13 protein-coding genes are annotated in these 14,507 nt (G+C 73.2%); 4 read left to right on the top strand and 9 right to left on the bottom strand.

Going from position 1 to position 14,507, the window contains the following annotated elements:
* Window positions 1–14: 14 nt before the first annotated feature.
* On the bottom strand, window positions 15–896 hold the full coding sequence (gene purU / locus AQJ11_RS26495; RefSeq protein WP_059264622.1) for a formyltetrahydrofolate deformylase: 882 nt from the start codon (window positions 894–896) through the stop codon (window positions 15–17).
* 81 nt (window positions 897–977) lie between these two features.
* Entirely contained in the window at window positions 978–1,475 is a 498-nt protein-coding gene (locus tag AQJ11_RS26490; protein WP_041665290.1) for an SCO4402 family protein, read from the bottom strand.
* 117 nt (window positions 1,476–1,592) lie between these two features.
* Here AQJ11_RS26490 and AQJ11_RS26485 point away from each other — a divergent pair, with 117 nt between their 5' ends.
* Window positions 1,593–2,918 (top strand): ABC transporter substrate-binding protein, encoded by a 1,326-nt coding sequence (locus AQJ11_RS26485; protein ID WP_208616618.1) that lies wholly within the window; start codon window positions 1,593–1,595, stop codon window positions 2,916–2,918.
* Window positions 2,919–2,928: 10 nt separating this feature from the next.
* Here the strand turns inward: AQJ11_RS26485 and AQJ11_RS49935 are convergent, their stop codons facing one another.
* A complete protein-coding gene (locus AQJ11_RS49935) occupies window positions 2,929–4,614 on the bottom strand; it encodes a hypothetical protein (protein WP_059264621.1) in 1,686 nt (561 codons plus the stop codon).
* A gap of 200 nt (window positions 4,615–4,814) precedes the next feature.
* Window positions 4,815–6,200 (bottom strand): NsdA family TPR-like regulatory protein, encoded by a 1,386-nt coding sequence (locus AQJ11_RS26475; RefSeq protein ID WP_041665291.1) that lies wholly within the window; start codon window positions 6,198–6,200, stop codon window positions 4,815–4,817.
* A gap of 283 nt (window positions 6,201–6,483) precedes the next feature.
* On the opposite strand from AQJ11_RS26475, the gene AQJ11_RS26470 reads away from it, so the two are divergent.
* The gene (locus AQJ11_RS26470; RefSeq protein WP_059264620.1) at window positions 6,484–7,149 is read left to right on the top strand and encodes a bifunctional DNA primase/polymerase; all 666 of its coding nucleotides are present in this window, start codon (window positions 6,484–6,486) and stop codon (window positions 7,147–7,149) included.
* Between the two features lie 161 nt (window positions 7,150–7,310).
* Here AQJ11_RS26470 and AQJ11_RS26465 read toward each other — a convergent pair whose 3' ends face one another.
* Both AQJ11_RS26465 and AQJ11_RS26460 read right to left on the bottom strand, forming a co-directional pair.
* Window positions 7,311–8,204: an alpha/beta fold hydrolase gene (locus AQJ11_RS26465; protein WP_059264619.1), complete on the bottom strand. Its 894-nt coding sequence runs from the start codon at window positions 8,202–8,204 to the stop codon at window positions 7,311–7,313.
* A gap of 268 nt (window positions 8,205–8,472) precedes the next feature.
* The gene (locus AQJ11_RS26460) at window positions 8,473–9,165 is read right to left on the bottom strand and encodes an iron-dependent transcriptional repressor DtxR (protein WP_014673345.1); all 693 of its coding nucleotides are present in this window, start codon (window positions 9,163–9,165) and stop codon (window positions 8,473–8,475) included.
* 206 nt (window positions 9,166–9,371) lie between these two features.
* Here AQJ11_RS26460 and AQJ11_RS26455 point away from each other — a divergent pair, with 206 nt between their 5' ends.
* Window positions 9,372–10,127, top strand: coding sequence for an SIS domain-containing protein (locus AQJ11_RS26455; RefSeq protein WP_014673346.1), 756 nt, complete (start codon window positions 9,372–9,374; stop codon window positions 10,125–10,127).
* Between the two features lie 27 nt (window positions 10,128–10,154).
* Here the strand turns inward: AQJ11_RS26455 and AQJ11_RS26450 are convergent, their stop codons facing one another.
* The 3 genes from AQJ11_RS26450 to pdxH form a co-directional block, all read right to left on the bottom strand.
* Window positions 10,155–11,576, bottom strand: coding sequence for a PAS domain-containing protein (locus AQJ11_RS26450; protein ID WP_059264778.1), 1,422 nt, complete (start codon window positions 11,574–11,576; stop codon window positions 10,155–10,157).
* Between the two features lie 124 nt (window positions 11,577–11,700).
* Window positions 11,701–12,159 carry a GNAT family N-acetyltransferase gene (locus AQJ11_RS26445; RefSeq protein WP_059264618.1) on the bottom strand — a complete coding sequence of 153 codons (459 nt, stop codon included), beginning with the start codon at window positions 12,157–12,159 and terminating at the stop codon, window positions 11,701–11,703.
* A 333-nt stretch (window positions 12,160–12,492) separates the two neighbouring features.
* Window positions 12,493–13,179, bottom strand: coding sequence for a pyridoxamine 5'-phosphate oxidase (gene pdxH / locus AQJ11_RS26440; protein WP_059264617.1), 687 nt, complete (start codon window positions 13,177–13,179; stop codon window positions 12,493–12,495).
* A 176-nt stretch (window positions 13,180–13,355) separates the two neighbouring features.
* On the opposite strand from pdxH, the gene AQJ11_RS26435 reads away from it, so the two are divergent.
* A complete protein-coding gene (locus tag AQJ11_RS26435) occupies window positions 13,356–14,456 on the top strand; it encodes a citrate synthase 2 (RefSeq protein ID WP_014673350.1) in 1,101 nt (366 codons plus the stop codon).
* The last annotated feature ends 51 nt before the right edge of the window (window positions 14,457–14,507 follow it).

Raw genomic sequence — 14,507 nt, 5'->3', positions numbered from 1 at the left:
GGTCGCCCGACCGGCTAGGCGAACACCACCGTCCGGCGCCCGTTGAGCAGGATCCTCCGCTCCGCGTGCCACTTCACGGCCCGCGCCAGCGCCTGGCACTCCACGTCCCGGCCGATGGCCACCAGCTGGTCCGGCGTCACGTCGTGCCCGACCCGCTCGACCTCCTGCTCGATGATCGGGCCCTCGTCCAGGTCCGCGGTGACGTAGTGCGCCGTCGCGCCGATCAGCTTCACACCCCGCGCGTGCGCCTGGTGATACGGCTTCGCGCCCTTGAAGCTCGGCAGGAAGGAGTGGTGGATGTTGATGATCCGGCCGCTGAGCTGCTTGCACAGGTCGTCGGAGAGGACCTGCATGTAGCGGGCGAGGACGACCAGCTCGACCTTCTCCTCGCGGATGATCTCCAGCAGCCTCGCCTCGGCCTCCGACTTGGTGTCCTTCGTCACCGGAATGTGGTGGAAGGGGATGTTGTAGGAGCCCACCAGCTCCTCAAAGTCGGTGTGATTGGACACCACGCCCACGATCTCCACCGGCAGCGCGCCGATCCGGGCCCGGAACAGCAGGTCGTTCAGGCAGTGCCCGAACTTGCTGACCATCAGCAGGATGCGCATCTTCTCGTCGGCCCGGTGGATCTGCCAGTCCATGTGGAAGGAGTCACCGATCGCGGCGAAGCTCGCCCGCAGCTTGTCCACCGTCACCGGCGCCTCGGCCGAGAAGTGGACGCGCATGAAGAACAGTCCCGTGTCGTGGTCGCCGAACTGCTGGCTGTCCTCGATGTTGCAGCCGGTCATGAACAGGTAGCTGGACACGGCGTGCACAATGCCCTTTTTGTCCGGGCAGGACAGCGTGAGGACGTACTGGTCGGCCGGTGCGGCGGCGGAGGCGGACTGATCGGTCATGCACCACAGGGTCCCACACCGGCCGCCCGCCATGGGGCGGCCGTCCGCCACGCGGACCCCGCCGCGCCCCGCCAGGCCCCGTCAGGACCTCGTCAGGATCCGCAGCACGTCCAGGCTCTTCGGCGGTGTGTCCGGGTCCTCCCCGTCGCTCACCGACATCCGCACGTGCGCGTCCCGGGCCGCCCGCACCGCGTCCGGCCAGCCGGAGTGGTCCAGGTAGGCGGCGACGGGCGCGTCCGGGCCGACCTGGTGCATGATCCGCAGCACCCGCAGCACGGCGGTGTCGACGAGCGCCGCCTCCTGCGAGTCCCGGAATATGGTGCCGACGTACTTCTCGGCCGACCAGCTGTCCAGCCAGGTGTCCTCCACCAGCCGGTACACGGCGTCCGTGACGTCACCGTAGCCGTCCACGCCGGCGAGCCAGACCTCCCGCTGGAACACCGGGTCGGAGAGCATGTGCAGCGCCGAGCGCACATTGCTGCGCCAGCGCCACCACGGCATGTCGTTCAAGGGCATGCCGCCCATGGTGGAGGAGCGACGGCCGCGACGGGAAGAGTTCTCCGAACCTTGCACGGTCATCGATCGTACGTTCCCCACCCCAGAAGCCCCACATGCCCCCGTAATTCACCTCAACGTCACCCTTCGTTGACCAAGGGTCACTCCCGGGTTAGGGCTGTGAGGGAATCGTGTGTGCGCATGACCGGCAGGCGACGCACGCGCAGTACCCCTCTTCCCGTCCTTCCCCGCCCCGTCAGAGCCAGCGCCCTCGCGGCGGGAGCGGTGGCCCTCTGTGCGTCGCTCACCGCCGCATGCGGGATCATCCCCGGTGCCACGGGGGGCTCCGGGGATGACCCGGTCAAGGTGATGACCTGGGCCCCGCAGGACACCGACGCGACCAACAAGCCCGGCATGCCCGCGATGGCCCGCGCCTACGCCAAGTGGATCAACTCTCACGGGGGCATCAACGGCCGCAGGCTGGAGGTGCTGACCTGCAACGACCACAACGACAGCGTGGGCGCCGCGAAGTGCGCCCGGCGCGCCGCGACCGAGAACGTGGTCGCGGTCGTCGGCTCCTACAGCCAGTTCGGCGACTCCTACCTCGCCCCGCTGGAAGGCGCCGGCATCCCCTACATCGGCGGCTACGGCGTCACCAACGACGAGTTCACCGGCGCGATGTCCTACCCGGTCAACGGCGGCCAGCCCGCCCTCCTCGCCGGCCTCGGCAAGGCCCTCGCGCGAAGCTGCGGCAACGTCGCCCTGGTCCGCCCGGACAGCATCGCCGGCGACCAGCTGCCCGCGATGCTCGACGCCGGTCTCAAGGCGGGCGGCCACGCGGACGCCGGCGACCAGCTCGCCGCGGAGGACGCCACCGAGTACGGCGGCCAGGCCGAGCAGGCGCTGCGCTACGCGACCGAGGGCGTCACGCGGAAGGGCTGTGTGGTGCCCGCGCTCGGGGACCGCACGGACACCTTCATGGACTCCTTCCGGCGGTCCCGCGACGACTTCCCGGCCGTGCGCACGGCGACCGTGCTCGGCAGCGTCGACCAGACCGTCATCAACGCGACGGGCGGGGCGTCGGGGCCGTACGAGGGGGCGTACATCACCGGCTGGTACCCGGTCGCCTCCGACCACCGCTGGGACCCGATGAAGAAGGTGATCAACGAGGAGGCGTTCGGCGACAACCGCATCGACCCCGCGGACGCCGGCGTGCAGACCACGTGGATCGCCTACACCGTGCTCAAGGCCGTCCTGGAGAAGATCGGCGACGGCGAGGTGAGCGCCGACACCGTGCGGCGCACCCTCAACGACGGCCTGCGGGTCTCCACCGGCGGCCTCACCCCGACCCTGCACTGGCCCTACGAGGGCAAGCTGGCCGTGGTCGGCTTCCCGCGGCTGGTCAACGCCGACGTCACCCTCCAGGTGGTCCAGGACGGCAAACTGGTCGCGGCCCGCCGCGGCATCGGCGGTGCCGACGGGATCGCCGACATGACCTCGACCCTGGAGAACGCCGACGTGCCGTGACGGCCGGTGGTCACAGCTGGGTCGGCTGGCGCTGGGTGAGGCCGTACTGCTTGGCGATCGCGTTCCACAGCGCCGCCGCCTTCGTCTTCTGCGCGCTGGCGGTGCCGCTCTCCCGGTTGCCGGCCTGCGTCTCGCCGGTGGTGCGGGCGTGTCCCTTGCGGCAGACCTTGTGCCCCTTGGCCTGGTCCGCCCAGGCCGCGTAGTGGTTGTCGGCCGCGGCGGACGCCTGCCAGGCCTTGGTCAGCGCGGCCGTCAGATCGGCGTTGCCGGGCAGCTTGTCCACGGACAGCTTGCCGAGCCGCGTGACGAGCTGGCCGCGCTGCCGGGCCGCGTCCCGCAGGCTGGAGGCGGCCTGGTCGAGGTTGTCGCACTGCTTGACGTCCGCCACCGCCTGGATCACCGAGGCCCGGCTGCTGCCGCTGTCCGCGAGCAGCTTGTCCAGCTCGACGGCCTGCTGCCGGGCGGGGTCGGCGGCGGGCGAGGCGGAGTCCTGGGTGGCCGGGGAGGCGGCGGCGACCGTCTTGTCGTCCCCGCCCTGGTCCTTGTCGCCGCCGCCGCTGAGCAGCGCGCCGGCGCCGACGCCGAGCACGACGATGCCGACGCCGATCGCGGCGATCAGCGGCACCCGCGACCGGCCCCGGCGCCGCCCGCCGTCGTCGTCCGGACCCGCGTCGTACGACGGCTGCGCCGGGCGGTACGACGACTGCGCCGGGCCGGGGTAGGCGTCCGGCTGCTGCATCCGCGGCAACTGCTGGGTGGACCCGGCCGGGCTGTCGCCGCCCCCGGGGCCGCCGCGGAAGAGGTTGTCGAACTCGGCGGGCGGCTGCCGGTCCGCCCCCTGCGCCTGGGCCTGGGCGGCGTACGGCGGGATGTACTGCGTGGCCTCCGCGTCCGAGGGCGCGGGCGCCGCCTGCCGGGGCGCCTGGCCGAGGTACCGCGTCTCCTCGCCGGCCGACTCCGGCGGCAGCGCGCCGGACGCGACCGGCGGCATGTACTGGGTGGCCGCCTCGTGGACACCGTTCCCGGCGGGGACCGGCGGTATGTACTGGGTGGCGCCGTCGGCCGACGCGGCGGGCACGGGCGGTATGTACTGGGTGGCGCCCTCGTCGCCGGGGGCGGCGGGGCCGGCCGGGACCGGCGGGAGGTACTGGGTCGCGCCGTCCGCGCTCGCGGGCAGCGGGGCGGCCGGGTACGCGGGCGGCTGCGGCGCGGCGGCGGGCTGCGCCGGGTACGGCTGCTGCTGCGCGTGCTGCTGGTACGGGTCGGGCGCGCCGTACGCGGGCTGCTGGGCCGCGCCGTAGGCACCGGGGCCGGCCTGGCCGCCGCCGTACTGCGCCTCCTGGCCGCCGTAGGACGCCGTCGGGCCGCCGTAGCCAGGGGCCTGGCCGCCGTACGACGGGGCCGGGGCGCCCTCCGGGGGCAGCGGGCCGGGGTTCGCGGCGGACGGGGGCCGCTGGCCGGGGCCGCCGGGGGCGTCCCACTGCGGCGCCGCCGCCGGGGGCCAGCCCTGGTCCGACTGGGGCGCCTGCTGCTCGGGGCCCCAGGAACCGCCCCAGGACTGTCCGCCGGCCGGCTGGGCGGGGGCGGGCGTCCCGGTCATGCCCGGCAGCAGGGGCTCTCCTCCGTCGGAGGGCAGCACGATGCCTTCGCGCGCGGTCCGCGCCGAGGGCTCCTCGCCCTGTCCACTCTGCGTCACCGGGACTCCTACTAATGGGGGACCTTGTGAATCGTCGGCTCACGCTACCGGCTCCCCCGAGCCCCGTGCCACGCAGCGCGGTTCGCGACCTCCTCCCTGTGACCGCGGTAACACCGCCGCTCCGTGATGCGCCGTGCACGGCACCCGGCGCACACCCGGGTGCCGTTTCCCGTTCGTTCACGCGCCGGCGGAGCCGGTGTTCACGCGGCCTGCTGGAGATCGAGCCGCGCCCCGAACTCCCGTACCACCGCCTCCTCCCGGAAGGGCTCCAGCCGCTGCTGGAGGTCGTCCAGGTACTCGGCGCCCCGGTTGGAGCGGAGCGTCTCCAGCAGCTCCACCGCCTTCATGCCCGTGATGCAGGCCTGCTCGATCTCGCGCTGCTGCACCTGGGCCGTGGCGAGCAGCACGTAGCCGATGGCGCGCCGGCGGGCCCGGGACTCCGGGTGCCCGGCCAGCGACTGCTCGGCGTACCGCGCGGCCTGGTCGGCCTGCCCGAGGTCGCGGTGGCAGTGGGCCAACTCGTCGGCCAGATACGCCTCGTCGAAGTGGGCGATCCACACCGGGTCGTCCCCGGCGGAGCCGTCCGCCCGTTCCATCGCGGTGACCGCCTGCCCGGCGGCCGCCTGCGCCGCGCGCGCGTCTCCGAGCAGGGCGTGCCCGCGCGCCTCGGCGGCGTGGAACATCGCCTCCACGCGCGGGGTCACCTGCCCGCGCGCCCCCTCCTGCGCCGCCCGCGCCAACTGGGCGATCTCACGCGGGTTCCCGAGCTGCGCGGCGAGGTGGCTCATGGACGCGGCGAGCACGTAACCGCCGTAGCCGCGGTCCCCGGCGGCCTGCGCGAGCCGCAGCGACTGGATGTAGTACCGCTGGGCGAGGCCCGGTTGCCCGGTGTCGACGGCCATGTACCCCGCCAGCTCCGTCAACCGGGCGACGGCGGCGAACAGTTCCCGGCCGACCGCCTCCCGGTAGGAGCCCGCGAGGAGCCCGGAGACGACGCTGTTGAGGTAGTGCACGACGACCGGGCGCACATGCCCGCTGCCGTACTGGTGGTCGAGGTCCACCAGCGCCCGGGTCATGGACCGTACGGCCGCCACGTCGGACTGGCCCACCCGCGGGCCCGCCTGCCGGGCCACCTGCGGGTCCGGCGCCGAGATCAGCCAGTCGCGGCTCGGCTCGACCAGCGCGGAGGCGGCGACGGAGGAACCGGACAGGAAGTCCCGGCGCCCCACGTCGCTGCGCCACAGCTCGCAGACCTGCTCGATGGCCCCCAGTACCGTCGGCGAGAACTGGAGACCGACCCCCGAGGCGAGGTTCTTGCCGTTGGCCATGCCGATCTCGTCGATCGTGACCGTACGGCCGAGCTTGCGCCCGAGCGCCTCGGCGATGATCGCCGGGGCCCGGCCCCGCGGCTGCTGGCCGCGCAGCCAGCGGGCCACGGACGTCTTGTCGTAGCGCAGGTCGAGGCCGTGCTCGGCGCCGCACATGTTGACCCGCCGGGCCAGTCCGGCGTTCGAGCACCCCGCTTCCTGGATGAGTGCCTGCAACCGTTCGTTCGGCTGCCTCGCCACGAGAGGCCTTGCGGCCATGTGCTACCCCCTGCGGTGCGATCCCCTGGAGCATGTTGCGATCCTCCGGAGCACAAAGTTCCGGCCGGAAGATCACTGCCCAGCTGACATACCGTCAATGCGTGACATGTGCGGTTTGCCGGGGTAAAGACGCTTGCCCCCATCCCTGGCTACCCATCTCACGCCCCGCCCCCTCCCGCGCGCCCCCGGCGATGCACCCATGCGCCCCGACTGCCGAATCGATGCTCCTCCCCCGCGCGCGTTACGGCCGTAACTCCAGGTGGGCGCGGGAGTTGAGTGGAACGTGGAAGAGACGATCGCGGGCGCCCAAGAGACTCAGACGGCCGGTCACATCCCGCAGCAGCGCGGGGAATCGCTGCTGGAGACCGCCGTACGCTACGCCGAGCAGCGGCACTGGGACGTGTTCCCGGGCACCTGGCTGGAAGCCATTGACGGCAGGCAGCGCTGCTCGTGCGGCGACGCCTCCTGCCTTGCGCCGGGTGCGCACCCCGCGCGCCCCGACTGGGCGACCCAGGCGACCGGCAGTGCGACCGTCGTGCGCCGGATGTGGCAGAAGCAGCCGGCGGCGGCGATCCTGCTGCCGACGGGCCGGACGTTCGACGCGCTGTCCGTCCCGGAGAGCGCGGGGTTCCTGGCGCTCGCCCGTATGGAGCGGATGGAGCTGACGCTCGGGCCGGTCACGCTGACCCCGGACCGGCGCATGCAGTTCTTCGTCCTGCCCGGTGCGACCGCGAAGGTGCCGGAGCTGGTGCGGAAGCTCGGCTGGTCACCGGCGTCTTTGGACCTCACGGCCCTGGGCGAGGGCGCGTACGTGGCGGCGCCGCCCACGCGGTTCGGGTCCCGGGGTGCCGTGCAGTGGGCCCGCCGGCCGACGCCGGCGAACCGGTGGCTGCCGGACGCGGAGGAGTTGATCTCGCCGCTGGCCTATGCGTGCGGGAGGGATCGTTAGGCGGTGCGCCCACCCGTCTGCCGGGTCGTTCTTTCGCGGGCGAGTGCGGGTGAGTGGTACGTACTCGCGCAGTTCCCCGCGCCCCTGAAGGGGCGCGGGGAACTGCGCGATCAGCCGGCGACGACCCGCAGCCGCCGACGGAAGAACAACCCGGCAGACGCCTAAGCGCTCAGACCCCCGGCCAAGCCGTCGAGGAACGGTGACACGGCGGCCCGCCAAGCCACCGGCAGGTCGTAGTGGGCCAGGTGCCCCGCGTCCGGGACCTCCGCGTACTCCCCGCGCGGCAGCACCCGCACCATCTCCTGGGCCTCCGCCCGCCCCAGGTCGCCGTCCACACCGCGCACCACCAGCGCCGGGCACTGCACCTGCGCCAGCTCCTCCCAGTGGGCGTCGTAGACCCATGTCTCGCGGGAGCTGAGCATCTGTTCGGGGTCGAAGACGGGCCGCCAGCCGTCCTCGCACTCGTGCATCACCTCGGCGTAGAAGGACCCGCGCGCGGGGTTCGGGCGCTCCACCCAGGGGTCGTCCTCGCCGAACCACTTGCGGACGTCGGCCAGGCTGGCGAAGGGGACGGGCCAGGACCGGAACCAGTCGGCCCACTCGCGCTGGGAGGCCGCGCCGAGGGCGGAGGCCCGCATGTCGCAGATGATCAGGCCGCGCACCAGGTCGGGGCGCTTGGCGGCGAGCTGCCAGGCGGTCAGCGCGCCCATGGCGTGGCCGATGAGGAGGACGGGGGCGAGGCCGAGCTGTTCCACGGCGGCCTCCGCGTCCTCGATGTAGGCCTCGCGGGTGTACGCGGCGCGCGGGGGCTTCTCGCTCTGGCCGTGGCCGCGCTGGTCGAGCGCCACGGCGCGGTGGCGGCCGGCGAGCCAGCGGGCGGTGGGCGCCCAGTGGGAGGCGCGGCCCATCAGACCGTGAAGTAAGAGCACGCCCGGAGCGCCGGACTCCGCGTCCCCCTCGGCGTCCGGATCCGCCTCCGGTTTCGGAGGGTCGGCGAACTCCCAGGCGGCCAGGCGCACCCCGCCCGCTCCCGTCACCTCGATACGCCGTGCCATCTGACCTGGCCCCCCAGCTCCGCCGTCCTCGCCCAGCCGCTTCAGGCTATCGAATGCCTATTCGAAAATTGCGTATCCGCCGACAACACCCCTCATTTGAGTGACACCTCTCAGGGAATGATCGCCTCAGCCGAGGGGATGTCTTCTGGCGGGAGGCGGACCGCTCGGGGAAAAGCCGGTCCGAGGGGATGACCCTGAGAGCTCGGGGCTCCGGGTCAGCACAGGGGAGGACAGGCCCCGGCGCGCAAGCGCCGGGGCCCTCTCCGTCTCAGCGCTTGGCGACGAACACGTGGGAGGCGGTGTCCGCCTCCAGCTCGGCCGCCTCGCCGCCGCTGCCCACCAGCACGCCACCGGGCGACTCCGTCACGCTCACCACCGAACCGGGCTGCACACCCGCGCGCCGCAGCGTGTACATCAGCTGCGCGTCCGTCTGGATCGGCTCGCCGATACGGCGGACGACGACCGTCTTGCCGTCCGAGCCCGGGTCCAGGTCGGCCAGCGACACCATGCTCTCGTCCAGGAACGGGTCCGCGCCGTCCTTCTCGCCCAGCTCCTCCAGGCCCGGGATGGGGTTGCCGTACGGCGACTCGGTGGGGTGCCGCAGCAGCTCCAGCACGCGGCGCTCCACGGCCTCGCTCATCACGTGCTCCCAGCGGCACGCCTCCGCGTGCACCTGCTCCCACTCCAGCCCGATCACGTCGACGAGCAGACACTCGGCCAGGCGGTGCTTGCGCATCACGCGCGTCGCCAGCCGGCGGCCCTCGTCGGTCAGCTCCAGGTGGCGGTCGCTGGCCACGGAGACCAGGCCGTCGCGCTCCATCCGCGCCACCGTCTGGCTCACCGTCGGCCCGCTCTGGTCCAGCCGCTCCGCGATGCGGGCGCGCATGGGGACGACGCCTTCCTCTTCGAGTTCGAGGATGGTGCGGAGATACATCTCCGTGGTGTCGATCAGTCCGGACATACGTGCCCCTCGATTACCTCTGCCGGCGGCCGGCCGCGTGCGCTGGCCCTGGCACCAATTCTGCCGGATCCCACTGACAAGCGGGCGGCACCGGGAAAACGGGGGCCGGCCCGGGGGCGCGGGGCGGGTCCGCCCGGCCGTATTGACACCGCACTGGTCCAGACCGCACGGTGATCCGCGACACAGACGCTGCGAAGGGGCACCGCATGAGCGACGGCACGCCTGCCGACCTGTTCTTCGACGCCGCCATCGGCCTGCTGCAACGGGTCCGCGACGAGGAGGCCGGGGCGATCACCGCGGCCGGCACCCTGCTCGCCGACACCGTCGCGGCCGGCGGCCGGCTGTTCGCCTTCGGCGCCGGGCACTCCTCCCTGGCCGCCCAGGACGTCGTCTACCGCGCGGGCGGCCTGGCCCTGATGAACCTGCTCGCCGTCCCCGGGGTCGTCGGCGTCGACGTCACCCCGGCGACCCTCGGCTCCGCCCTCGAACGCGTGGACGGCCTCGCGAGCGCCGTCCTGGAGACGTCGCCGCTGCGCGCCGGCGACGCCCTCGTGATCATCTCCCTGTCCGGCCGCAACGCGCTGCCCGTGGAGATGGCCCTCACCGCCCGCTCCCTCGGCGTGAAGGTCATCGGCGTCACCTCGGTGGCGTACGCCTCGGAGACGACGTCCCGGCACTCCTCCGGCACCTTCCTGAAGGACCACTGCGACGTCGTCCTCGACTCGAAGATCGCCGTCGGGGACGCGGAACTCACCCTCGACACCATCCCGGCGCCCTTCGCCCCCGCGTCCACGGTCGTCACCAGCGCCCTGATGCAGGCCGTCATCGCGACCACCGCCGCCACCCTCGCCGACCGCGGCATCGAACCCCCGCTGCTGCGCTCCGGCAACGTCGACGGCGGCCACGAGTGGAACGGCCGGGTGATGACGGAGTACGGCGACCGGATCTTCTACCGGCACTGACCACACCCCGGGGACGTCCCGCGCCCGTCAGGGCGCCCGCGTCTCCGGGCGGTCGCGCAGCGTCTCCGCCAGGTCGAGTGCCGTGGCGATCCGTACGGCCACGTCCTCCGCGTACGCCGTGTCGGACCGTTCGAAGCGGCTGCGGCCGGAACCGCGCAGGAACGTCACGACGCCCAGCGTCCGGCCCCGGCTGCGCAGCACCACGCACAGCGCGTGCACCGCGTCGTCGGGCCACTGGCGCTCCCGCGCCCATTCCCGCGCCCGCTGGGCGGAGACCGATCCGGCGTCCGCGCGCACGGTGCCGCCCCGCTCCACGCACTGGAGCGCCGGGTGGCCCTCCGGGTAGCGCAGGGGAAGCCCGGCCGCGCCCGTGAGCAGGCTCGGGCCCGGCGCCCCGGCGGGCGTGGCCGCGATCCGTACCAGCCGGACCGGACCCCGGCCGTCCGCGTCCTCCGCGCCCTGCGCGCGCGGGCGGTCCGCCACCCGGTCGACGAGGGCGTGGTCGGCGAAGCCGGCGAGGGCGAAGTCCAGGTGGACGGTGGCCGCCTCCGCCGGGTCCTCGCACTCGGCCGCGGCCCGTGCCGCCCGGTGCAGCTGGTTGGTCCGGAACCGCAGCAGGGCCGCCTCCTGCTCGCCCTGCTTGGCCTCGGTGACGTCCTCGAACAGCCACCCCACCCCGAGCGGCACCGGCTCCTCGGCGAGCGGTGAGGCCAGCCGCAGGAACCCGCTGCGCCAGCAGCGCCGCTTCTCGCCCCCGGGGGCGCGGACGGTCAGCCACATGTCGGCGGGGGCCGGCGGCGCGCCCTCGGCCAGGACGTGGGTCAGCGCGGCCTCCAGTTCCTCCACGCCCTGCGCGAGCAGTTCGCCCAGCGGACGTCCCAGTACGGACGTGCGCCCCACCCCCAGCGCCCGCGCCGCGTGCGCGTTCACCACGGCGGGCCGCAGGTCGGCGTCGACCAGGACGACTCCCCAGGACGCGTCCTCGAACAGCGCCTCGCTCAGCGCGATCGACCGCTCCAGGTCGATCTGCGCGTGCACCTCGCTGAACGCGCAGTACACCCCCGCGGGCTTCCCGTCGGGTCCGCGTACGGCGGCCGACTGCGTCCGCACGAGCACCCGCCCGCCGCCCTTGGTGACCAGCGCGAACTCGTGCACCTGCCGGCCCGGCGCCCGCATCGCCGACATCAGCCGGGCCTGCACCTCCACGGCGTCGGCGCTGCGCACCGCCCAGCCGGCGAACCCGTGCCGCCCGACGGCCTCGGCGGCCGTCCAGCCGAGGATCCGCTCGGCCTCCCGGTTCCAGTGGGTCACGACCCCGTCGGCGTCGAAGGCGCACAGCGCCGCGTCCATGCCGTCGAGCAGCGCGGCGAGCAGATCGGAGCCGCCGGACTCACCGGGCTCGTCCGGCCCCAGTTCATCAGTGGCCCCACTCCGCCGCGAAGCACTCACCTGGACCCCCTGGAGACCGCGTCCGCGCACGCACGGCGCTCGGTTCGCTCACTGCCCTTCATTCAACTGGAACGTGACACACCCCACACCCTGTTCCCGCAAGATTGCGGGGACCAATGCCCCGTCAACGCCCCGGGCCGCCCGGTGGGAGCCGCAGGTCCACCCACTCGTCGCGCTCCCCGTCGAGCACGTACCGGTCGATCTCCGCATACCCGTGCCGCTCGGCGAACCGCAGCCCGTCCTCGTTGACCGCCAGCACGCACGTCTCGACGGCCTCCGCGCCCAGCACGCGCGCGTGGGCCAGCGCCTCGTCGTGGATCGCCGTGCCGAAGCCGCGCCGCCGGAAAGCGGGCAGCACGCGCGCGATGACCGTCGCCACCCGCCGCTCCCCCGCCGGCGGACGCACGGTCGAACACCCGACGAGCACCTCGCCGAGGTACGCGTTCGCCAGCCGGTACCGGTCCTGCCGCTCGCGCGCCTCCTCCGCGGACATCGCGGCGGGCGGGACGACCGCGTTGTGGACGTGCCGCCACTGTTCGAGCATCCCGTCGCCCTCGACACCCGCTATTCGAAGATCCGTCATGCGTGCACCTTTACCAGTCGCCGTGCCGGCCGGCGGGTGGCGCGTGAAAAAAACAGTTGAGCCCGTCGCGGTGGCTTCTTAGGGTGTCGGTTACACGAGAAGGGAGGTGGTTCGGCAGATGTATGAGAACCGGACGCGTGAGGTGGCTGCGGGCTAGCGGCCCGTCACCACAGCATGTGCGGTGCCGGACCAGCACGCGAACAGTGCGTGCAGCCGGCCCAATCCCAAGCAGTCACCCGACCCGCGGGCTGCCGGTACGTCCGGCCGGCTCCTCCTTGAGGAACCCAGCCCGCGGGTCGTCTGCGTTCTCGCCCGCCTCCTCCGGCCCCCCGGTCAGGGGCTGAGGCGTTCGACCTTCCAGGTGCCGTCCGGCTGGGCGACGTAGCGCAGGCGGTCGTGGAGGCGGTTCTCGCGGCCCTGCCAGAACTCGATCGTCTCCGGGGTGACGCGGAAGCCGCCCCAGTGCGGGGGGACCGGGACCTGTTCGTCCTCCGGGTAGCGGGCTTCGAGCGCGGCGTAGGCCGTGTCCAGCGCCGTGCGGGAGGCGATGACCGTGGACTGGGCGCTGGCCCAGGCGCCCAGTTGGGAGCCGTGCGGGCGGGTGCGGAAGTAGGCGGCGGTCTCGTCGCGGCCGGTGCGCCGGGCGGTGCCGGTGACGATGACCTGGCGGGCCAGCGGGTGCCAGGGGAAGAGCAGCGAGACGTGCGGGTTCTCCGCCAGGTCACGGCCCTTGCGGGAGTCGTAGTTGGTGAAGAAGACGAAGCCCTCGGTGTCGTACTGCTTCATCAGCACCGTGCGTGAGCTGGGGCGGCCCTCGGCGTCCGCCGTGGAGACGACCATGGCGTTGGGCTCGTAGAGCGTGCCGTGCAGGGCCGCGCGGGCGGCGTCCTCGAACCACCGGGTGAACTGGTCCATCGGGTGGGTGGCGAGGTCCTGTTCGGCGAGGCCGTCGGCCCGGTACTGCTTGCGCATGGCGGCGGGATCGAGGACGGGATCCAGGAGCGGGTCACGGTCGGTCACGCGGTCATCTTGCCGTATCGAACGGGTATGGCACTCAGTGTCGCGTGGTATCCCCAACTGCGGCACCGGGGGTTATCGTGCTGCTCCCTTTGCGGTTGGGTTGACCACGGGTGACCACCGGCAGATCGGGGCATCACCGGGGTGACCGCCGCCCACACATCACGAGGAGCCGCCTGATGTCCGATTTCGTACCCGGGCTCGAAGGGGTCATCGCGTTCGAGACGGAGATCGCCGAACCGGACAAGGAGGGCGGCGCCCTGCGGTACCGGGGCGTCGACATCGAGGACCTGGTCGGCCACGTCTCCTTCGGGAACGTGTGGGGACTGCTGGTCGACGGCGCCTTCAACCCCGGCCTGCCGCCCGCCGAGCCGTTCCCGATCCCCGTCCACTCCGGTGACATCCGCGTGGACGTCCAGTCGGCGCTCGCCATGCTCGCCCCCGTGTGGGGACTGCGGCCCCTGCTCGACATCGACGAGGGGCAGGCCCGGGAGGACCTGGCGCGGGCCGCCGTCATGGCCCTGTCGTACGTCGCCCAGTCCGCGCGCGGCCAGGGGCTGCCGATGGTGCCGCAGCGCGAGATCGACAAGGCGAACTCGGTGGTGGAACGGTTCATGATCCGGTGGCGGGGCGAGCCGGACCCCAAGCACGTGGCGGCCGTGGACGCCTACTGGACCTCCGCCGCCGAGCACGGCATGAACGCGTCCACCTTCACCGCCCGGGTCATCGCCTCCACCGGCGCGGACGTCGCCGCCGCGCTGTCCGGCGCGGTGGGTGCGATGTCCGGGCCGCTGCACGGCGGCGCGCCCTCGCGCGTCCTCGGGATGATCGAGGAGATCGAGCGCACGGGGGACGCGGAGGCGTACGTCAAGCGGACGCTCGACCGGGGCGAGCGGCTGATGGGGTTCGGGCACCGGGTGTACCGGGCCGAGGACCCCCGGGCCCGGGTGCTGCGGCGCACGGCACGTGAGCTGGGGGCGCCGCGGTTCGAGGTCGCCGAGGCGCTGGAGAAGGCCGCGCTGGAGGAGCTGCACAACCGGCGGCCGGACCGGGTGCTCGCCACCAACGTGGAGTTCTGGGCCGCGATCATGCTGGACTTCGCCGAAGTGCCGGCGCACATGTTCACGTCGATGTTCACGTGCGCCCGTACGGCCGGGTGGTCGGCGCACATCCTTGAGCAGAAGCGGACGGGGCGCCTGGTGCGGCCTTCCGCCCGGTACGTGGGGCCGGGTCCGCGCAGCCCGCGTGACATCGAGGGGTTCGCGGACATCGCCCACTGAGAGGGGTGCCCGGGGCGCGGGTGCGCGTGGTCGCCCGCGCCCCGGACCGGC

It is taken from the genome of Streptomyces corchorusii (assembly GCF_001514055.1).
In the GTDB taxonomy this organism is placed as follows: domain Bacteria; phylum Actinomycetota; class Actinomycetes; order Streptomycetales; family Streptomycetaceae; genus Streptomyces; species Streptomyces olivaceoviridis.
Note: the sequence above shows the minus strand (reverse complement) of the source record. Positions and strands in the feature narration are given on the sequence as shown.

Excerpts from the sequence above, each read along its gene's own strand:
- AQJ11_RS26490 (WP_041665290.1), bottom strand. The coding sequence starts at position 1,475 with ATGACCGTGCAAGGTTCGGAGAACTCTTCCCGTCGCGGCCGTCGCTCC.
- AQJ11_RS26455 (WP_014673346.1), top strand. The coding sequence starts at position 9,372 with ATGAGCGACGGCACGCCTGCCGACCTGTTCTTCGACGCCGCCATCGGC.
- AQJ11_RS26475 (WP_041665291.1), bottom strand. The coding sequence starts at position 6,200 with ATGGCCGCAAGGCCTCTCGTGGCGAGGCAGCCGAACGAACGGTTGCAG.
- AQJ11_RS26465 (WP_059264619.1), bottom strand. The coding sequence starts at position 8,204 with ATGGCACGGCGTATCGAGGTGACGGGAGCGGGCGGGGTGCGCCTGGCC.
- AQJ11_RS26460 (WP_014673345.1), bottom strand. The coding sequence starts at position 9,165 with ATGTCCGGACTGATCGACACCACGGAGATGTATCTCCGCACCATCCTC.
- AQJ11_RS26445 (WP_059264618.1), bottom strand. The coding sequence starts at position 12,159 with ATGACGGATCTTCGAATAGCGGGTGTCGAGGGCGACGGGATGCTCGAA.
- AQJ11_RS26485 (WP_208616618.1), top strand. The coding sequence starts at position 1,593 with ATGACCGGCAGGCGACGCACGCGCAGTACCCCTCTTCCCGTCCTTCCC.
- AQJ11_RS26435 (WP_014673350.1), top strand. The coding sequence starts at position 13,356 with ATGTCCGATTTCGTACCCGGGCTCGAAGGGGTCATCGCGTTCGAGACG.
- purU (WP_059264622.1), bottom strand. The coding sequence starts at position 896 with ATGACCGATCAGTCCGCCTCCGCCGCCGCACCGGCCGACCAGTACGTC.